Genomic DNA, 6,397 nt, shown 5'->3' with positions numbered 1-6,397 from the left:
TCACCCGTTCGCCGCTCGAGTACCCCGAAGGGCCTTTCCGCTCGACTTGCATGTGTTAAGCACGCCGCCAGCGTTCGTCCTGAGCCAGGATCAAACTCTCCAAACAATGTCTGAGAAAGTTCACCCCAGCTGAAAGCACCCACCCCATATCCACACGCCGCAAATGGCGTCAGGAAGTCAGGGCGGATGTATCAACCAAAGGAATCCGTCCCCCACCCGTAGGGGTGGGATGAACGGGGTTGTGCATCATGCACTGGCTTTTAACACACTGTTGAGTTCTCAAGAAACGGACGCGTACACCCTTTTCCAGACCCGCGGGCCTGCCATCAGGGGCGTTCGTTTTGTTGTGTTTCGATCTTATCAGGCTCACCGGGTTTAAGGGAAACCAGCGCCGTTCGCACCGTTTCCGCTTATCCCGCCGAATCCGTTAGGATCTCGACCGCCCTGCTTCCAGGGCAACCCCTCCAACTTACTCCGACACCTTGTCCTTGTCAAACTGGACTTCGGCGGGACGCACGCGTCCCAACGGAGGAAGGTGATCAGAGGGGCTCCCGAGGTCCTGGCGATCTCCGCCAACCCCCTCGGGCCTGTGAACTCTATGTACGACGTCCGCCCTCGTCAAATCAAAGACCGAACGGCAGGAGACGTGTTTTCCCCTCCGGGGGTAGGGACCCGGTATGACGGACCAAAGACCGATGCCCCGGATACTCGTTGTGCTGCTCTGCACCGCGGGTGCGGTGGTCACATTGGCGGGTATCAGAGAAGTCGGGTCGATCGTCGGCCCCACATTGCTGGCCCTGGTGCTCGTTCTCGCGGTCTCCCCGGTGAGGACCTGGCTGCAGAGACGCGGCGCGCCCGGGTGGACGCTGGTCGCGGTCCCGCTGACCATCGTGCTGGTCGTACTTCTGGGCATGGTGGCGATCCTGACCGTCTCGATCGCGCAGATAGCCGCTCTCGCCCCTACCTACGACACCCAGTTCAACCAGCTCATCGTCGAAGCGCAGCAGCTGGCCGGCCGACTCGGAATCGGCACCCAGCAGATGAACGAGGCGCTCAAGTCGTTCGATCCCGGCAAGATCTTCGAACTCGCGCAGGGGTTCGTCTCCGGACTTCTCAATGTGTTCTCCGGTCTGATCCTCGTCATCGTCCTGCTCCTGGCCATGTGCCTGGACGCGCAGTCAATTTCGCGGATCCTCTCCATGGGCGCGGCTCGCAGGCCGAAGCTCATCGGCGCGCTCGACAACTTCGCCCAGAAGACCCGGCGGTATCTCTTGGTCTCAACGGTGTTCGGGCTGGTCTGTTCCGCGCTGGACGTGACCGCGCTCTGGCTGCTGGGTGTGCCGCTCCCTCTGCTCTGGGGAGTGCTGGCGCTGATCACCAACTACATCCCGAACATCGGCTTTGTCATCGGGCTGGTCCCACCGGCCCTGCTCGGCCTGCTTGAGGGCGGGCCGAGAACGATGATCTTCTTGATCATCGCCTACATGCTGATCAACTTCGTGGTGCAGTCGCTCATCCAGCCCAAGTTCCTCGGGGACGCCGTCGGACTGTCCACGACGGTGACGTTCCTGTCCCTCATCCTGTGGACCTTCATCCTCGGCCCGCTTGGCGCGCTCCTGGCCATCCCGCTCAGCCTGCTGGCCCGCACCCTACTGGTCGACAGCGATCCCGACGGCGACTGGGCCGCTGCTCTCATCTCCGGAGCGGTCCCTCCTGATGGGGGGACGGGGCCGAGTTCTCCGCGCGTAACCTGAGGCCATGTATCGCGAGTGGGCACCGGCCCCGGAGATGGCCGGGCGGGTGGCCTGCCTCTGGACGCAGGAGACGACCTCGGCCGGGACACAGCCGGTCGTGCCCGACGGCTGCGTCGATCTGATCTGGGGTCCGGAGGGACCGCACGTCGCGGGGCCGGATACCGGGCCGATGCCCGTCCTGATGTCCCCCGGTGACCGCTACACGGGAATCCGGTTCCGGCCGGGCGGAGTGGGTGAGGTCTTCGGCATCCCGGTCGACGCCCTGCGTGATCTGCGAGTGCCGTTGACCGAACTGGGCGTGCTGACCGAGTTGACGGATGAGGCTCTCCTGGAGGCGTCGGCCGTACGGTCGGATCGGGCCGGGGCGACGCGACAGGCGCCGGCCGTGACGCCGGAGCTGATCGCCGGGACCATGCAGCGGGCGCTGGCCGTACGGCTGCGCGAGACACCCGAACCCGACCCCGCCGCACCGATGATCGCCGCGGCGTTGCGGGCGGGACGGAGCGTCGGAGAGGTGGCCTGGGATCTGGGGTTCGGTGAGCGGCAGCTCCACCGCCGGTCGCTGCGCTCCTTTGGGTACGGGCCCAAAGTGCTGCAGCGGGTGGTCAGATTCCAGCGTGCACTACGGCTGTCCAGACTCGGCGTCGCACCGGCCGAGGTGGCGGTGGCCAGTGGATACGCCGATCAGGCACACCTGGCCAACGAGGTCCGGCGGCTGGCGGGCATGCCCCTGAGCAAGCTGGTCGGCCGGTCGTAGACGCCCGGGAACATCCCAAGAGACCGCAGCCGTAGGCGCCCGAACACTCTTCCCGGGAAAGAATCCCAGATGCCAGGCCCAGGCCCGGGAACACCCGAGCTCCTGCACGTGCAGCGCGGGTTCCTCATCGGCTGGGCTGCTCCGTACGGGTGCCCTTCGACGTCAGCCGTCCGATCCGCCGGGGGCCGCGGGCAGCCGAGTCAGCTCGACGCCGAAGTGGTCGCGGTAGGCGGCGAGCGTCGCGGCGTCGCCGTCCAGATGCCGCTCGCGACGGTCGTCTCCCACGGTCTCAACGAGCAGCCTGTCGTTCAGCGTGACGCGTCCCCGCTCGGTGAGCAGCGAGCATACGAGCGACTGGGTGAAGTGTGACGCAGGCGAGGTCTGGTGCCACCAGCAGGTCGGCTCGAAGTCGGCCAGGACGCGTGGCCGTTGTTCGAGGCGGTATTCGAGCACGCCGTCCTTCAGCACGTCGAGATCACCTTCGGCTGTCTCGACGACCCGGAAGGTGCCGCCGGGGTCGGGTTGGTCGGTGCGGACGTCGAGGCGGAGCGGGTGGTGGCTGAACCTGCCGAAACCGACGTCGACGAGCCAGGGACCGGAGCCGGGACCGTTCACCCGCAGTGCGACATGGGCGAGGGGCGGGCCGAGCGAACCGCCGTCACCGGCGACCTGGGCGGACAGCAGGGCCACCTGGTAGCCCAGCGACCGGAGCAGTACGGCGAACGCACCGTTGAGCTCGTAACAGAAACCGCCGCGGCGCCTGTCCACCACCTTCTCGACCAATGCCTGGTCGTCGAGCACGACGGGCTCGCCGAGATGGATGCTCAGATTCTCGAAAGGGACCGACAGCAGGTGGAGCAGTTGCAGCTCGCGCAGCGACTCGGCATCCGGCTGCGCGGGGCGAGTGGCGCCGATCCGTTTCAGATATCCGTCCATGATCCGATTCACTCACAGCACGAACCCTCCCGCCATCGGAAAAGCTCAGAAAGATCCGGAGACGCTCGGGGAAGCGGTCGCGTCCACCAACCGTCCGCACCGACAGGAAAACCCGCAAGGGGTCCGGGAACGCTCGGGGAAACGGTCGCGTCCACGAACCCTCCGCACCAACGGGAAAACCCGCAAGGGGTCCGGGAACGCTCGCGGAAGCGGTCACGTCCACGAACCCTCCGCACCAACGGGAAAACCCACAAAGGGTCCGGAGACGCTCAAGGAAGCGGTCGCGGCCGACTGCGCGGGGCCGGTCTCGCCGTATCGACCGGCGGAACGCGGCCGGCGTCAGACGGCCTCCATCGCCACCGCTCCACCGCTCACCCGGGTACGGCCGTCCGGGGAGGCGATCGACACCTTCAGCGTGCTCGGCCGTCCCATGTCCACCCCCTGGATGATCGTGAACTCGGAGGAGCCGGTCCCCAGAACGCGGAGGTAGCCCCCAAAAGCGGCGGCCGCGGCCCCGGTCGCGGGGTCCTCCACGACGCCCCCGACCGGGAACGGGTTGCGGGAGTGGAACCGCTCGTCGCTCTCGCGCCAGAACAGGTTCACCGTCGTCAAGCCGTTGCGCGTCATCACCGACTTCAGCGCGTCGAAGTCGTAGCGGAGGTCGGCCAGGCGTTCCCGGGACGCCGCGGCGAGCATGAGGTGTTCGACCCCGCCGAAGGCGACGTGCGGCGGGAAGGCTGGGTCGAGGTCGTCGTGCGACCAGCCGAGGGCGGAGAGCACCTCGGCCACCGCCTCCTCGCTCGCGGGGCTGGAGTGGGTGGGCACGCTGGTGAGCGTGGCGTGCAGCGCGTCGTCGACGATCTCGGTGTCCACGACGATCTCGCCCGCGTTGGTGTCGAAGACCAGCCGGCCCGTCCCGAGGCGCTCGGCCAGGGCCACCGAGGTGGCGATCGTGGCGTGCCCGCAGAAGTCGACCTCCGCAGAGGGGGCGAAGTATCGGACCCGGAAGGTGCGGCTCTCGCCGTCGCGGCCGGTCACGAAGGCCGTCTCGGAGTATCCGACCTCGGCGGCGACGGCGAGCATCTCGGCATCGGAGAGCTCGCCGGCGTTAAGAACGATCCCCGCGGGGTTCCCGCCCTCCGGCTCATGGGTGAAGGCGGTGTATCGCAGGATTTCCACAGTGTTCGTCACAGTCACCGGAACTTAGCATCCGCCTTTCCGGACACCCGCCGGCCTCGCGCGAAAGCGCCTCTCCGCGAGCCCGGGGTCATCAGGCGAGCGTGGGGACGGGGCCTGTGGTGAGACCCCTCGGATTCGGCGTAGGCGTTGGAATCACGCGAAAGCGCCTCTCCGCGAGGCCGGGGGCATCCGGCAGGAGTGGGAACGGCGTCCTGTGGTGGGGCTCCTCGGATCGCGAAAACGCCTCTCCGCGAGGCCCGGGGTATTCAGGCAGGAGCGGGGACGGAGGCCTGCGGTGGGGTCCCTTCGGGTTCGGGGTAGGCCTTGGAGACGCGGCGGCCCCAGGGCATGGCCATGGTCAGGATCGGTATGAACACGATGGAGGCCTTGGCCCAGATCACATGGAGGCTCCCCCACTCGGCGCCCCGGTACTGGGTCATGTAGATGTAGCCGTACCCGGCCCAGAAGGAGGCCCCGATGACGGCGAGCCAGGCGAAGCGGGTGGGCCGGGCGATGAGGAACGGCATGAACCACAGGAGGTACTGGGCGCCCATGCGCGGGGTGACGACCATGAAGGCGAGCAGCACGGCCGTGGTGAGGTCGATCGGGTCGGCGCGGCGCCAGAGGAAGGCCACCACCACCAGGGTGATGTAGATCAGCCGCGTGCCGAACGTGGCGATTCCCTGGTCGAGTGTCCACTCGCCGCCGACCAGCCAGGCGCTGTAGGTCCACTCCCCGACGATCGGGCGGATGTCCTGGATCACCCGGATGACCTCGGGAAGCTGGTCCAGCGGGGTGCCGGCGAAGATCGGCAGGGTGACCAGGAAGAAGACCGGCGCGATGCCGGTGGCCACGAACGCGATGACCCGGGCGCGGAAGGTCGGGAGCATCAGGAGCATGCCGGGGATCAGCCAGATGGGCCAGCTCTTGGCACACAGCGCCAGTCCCATCAGCAGACCCGCGAACAGCGCGCGGCGCAGGACGGGCTTCTCGTCGGGACGCGAGGCGAGGGCCTGGCGTGTCACGCCACCGGCGGATCCGACGGCGTGGCGCAGTGCGCCGACGAGACCGTTGGCGGAGACGCTCTGTCTCACCATCGCGACCAGGTCGTTGGTCATGCCCGGCCGGTCGGGGTTCCCCGGGCCGCGGGCGACGACAAACGCGGCCACACCGAAGACCAGCGCGACCGGCTCGACCTGGCCGTGGACGGAGGCGACGAGGATGGCCACCGGGTTGCAGGCGTACTGGAAGGCGCGCAGTGACGCCTTGGAGCCTCCGGCGAGCTTGCCGACCAGCGGGATCAGCACGATGTCGGCCACCACGGTGACCAGTCGCCCGGCGATCTCCCACGGGATGCCGAGCCAGAGCAGCAGGCCATAGACGTACGGGATGGTCGGCAGGAAGTGCCAGCCGCCGTTGCTCCCGAGGACGGGGTCCTGGTGGTTGAGGATCGCCTCGCCCGCGGGCTTGAAGCTGTTGACGAAGTCGACCGGCTGCCATTCGCTCTTCGCCGAGGTGATCATGATGAGCACCCGGAAGGCGATTCCGACGGCGAGTACGACAAGAAGCGGTGGGCGCCAGCCTTTCCATTGGGCAACCAGAGCGAGCACGACACCTGTGACGAGGACGCACCCCGTGAGAATTGCGTAGTCCATGACGGTCACCAGCCTGCCGGAAATCGTGACCGACCAGCTACTCGGTCTTCAAAAAGAGACCAGTCTCCTAGTTTTTGTCGCTCAGAGCACCGTCATGATGACGTTGAGCGACAGGA

Annotated in this window: 5 protein-coding genes and 1 rRNA gene; 2 read left to right on the top strand and 4 right to left on the bottom strand. The window is 67.2% G+C overall.

Translation table 11 applies throughout. The features are described from left to right. Positions 1–106, bottom strand: a 16S ribosomal RNA gene (locus CHC08_RS16335); the annotation flags it as partial. Between the two features lie 571 nt (positions 107–677). Between CHC08_RS16335 and CHC08_RS16330 the strand changes: the two genes are divergently transcribed. Next, the gene (locus CHC08_RS16330; RefSeq protein ID WP_089208116.1) at positions 678–1,754 is read left to right on the top strand and encodes an AI-2E family transporter; all 1,077 of its coding nucleotides are present in this window, start codon (positions 678–680) and stop codon (positions 1,752–1,754) included. 4 nt (positions 1,755–1,758) lie between these two features. Continuing rightward, positions 1,759–2,511 (top strand): DUF6597 domain-containing transcriptional factor, encoded by a 753-nt coding sequence (locus CHC08_RS16325; protein ID WP_089208115.1) that lies wholly within the window; start codon positions 1,759–1,761, stop codon positions 2,509–2,511. Between the two features lie 162 nt (positions 2,512–2,673). Here the strand turns inward: CHC08_RS16325 and CHC08_RS16320 are convergent, their stop codons facing one another. The 3 genes from CHC08_RS16320 to CHC08_RS16310 all read right to left on the bottom strand — a co-directional run bounded on the left by CHC08_RS16320 (position 2,674) and on the right by CHC08_RS16310 (position 6,281). Beyond that, positions 2,674–3,447: an arylamine N-acetyltransferase family protein gene (locus CHC08_RS16320; protein ID WP_089208114.1), complete on the bottom strand. Its 774-nt coding sequence runs from the start codon at positions 3,445–3,447 to the stop codon at positions 2,674–2,676. Between the two features lie 339 nt (positions 3,448–3,786). Next, entirely contained in the window at positions 3,787–4,626 is an 840-nt protein-coding gene (locus tag CHC08_RS16315) for a PhzF family phenazine biosynthesis protein (RefSeq protein ID WP_245878355.1), read from the bottom strand. Between the two features lie 266 nt (positions 4,627–4,892). Further along, positions 4,893–6,281, bottom strand: a complete 1,389-nt coding sequence (locus CHC08_RS16310; protein ID WP_089208147.1) for a hypothetical protein — start codon at positions 6,279–6,281, stop codon at positions 4,893–4,895. Positions 6,282–6,397 lie beyond the last annotated feature (116 nt).

It is taken from the genome of Streptosporangium subroseum, assembly GCF_900188345.1.
GTDB lineage: Bacteria > Actinomycetota > Actinomycetes > Streptosporangiales > Streptosporangiaceae > Streptosporangium > Streptosporangium subroseum.
This window is presented reverse-complemented; position numbering and strand designations above follow the sequence as displayed.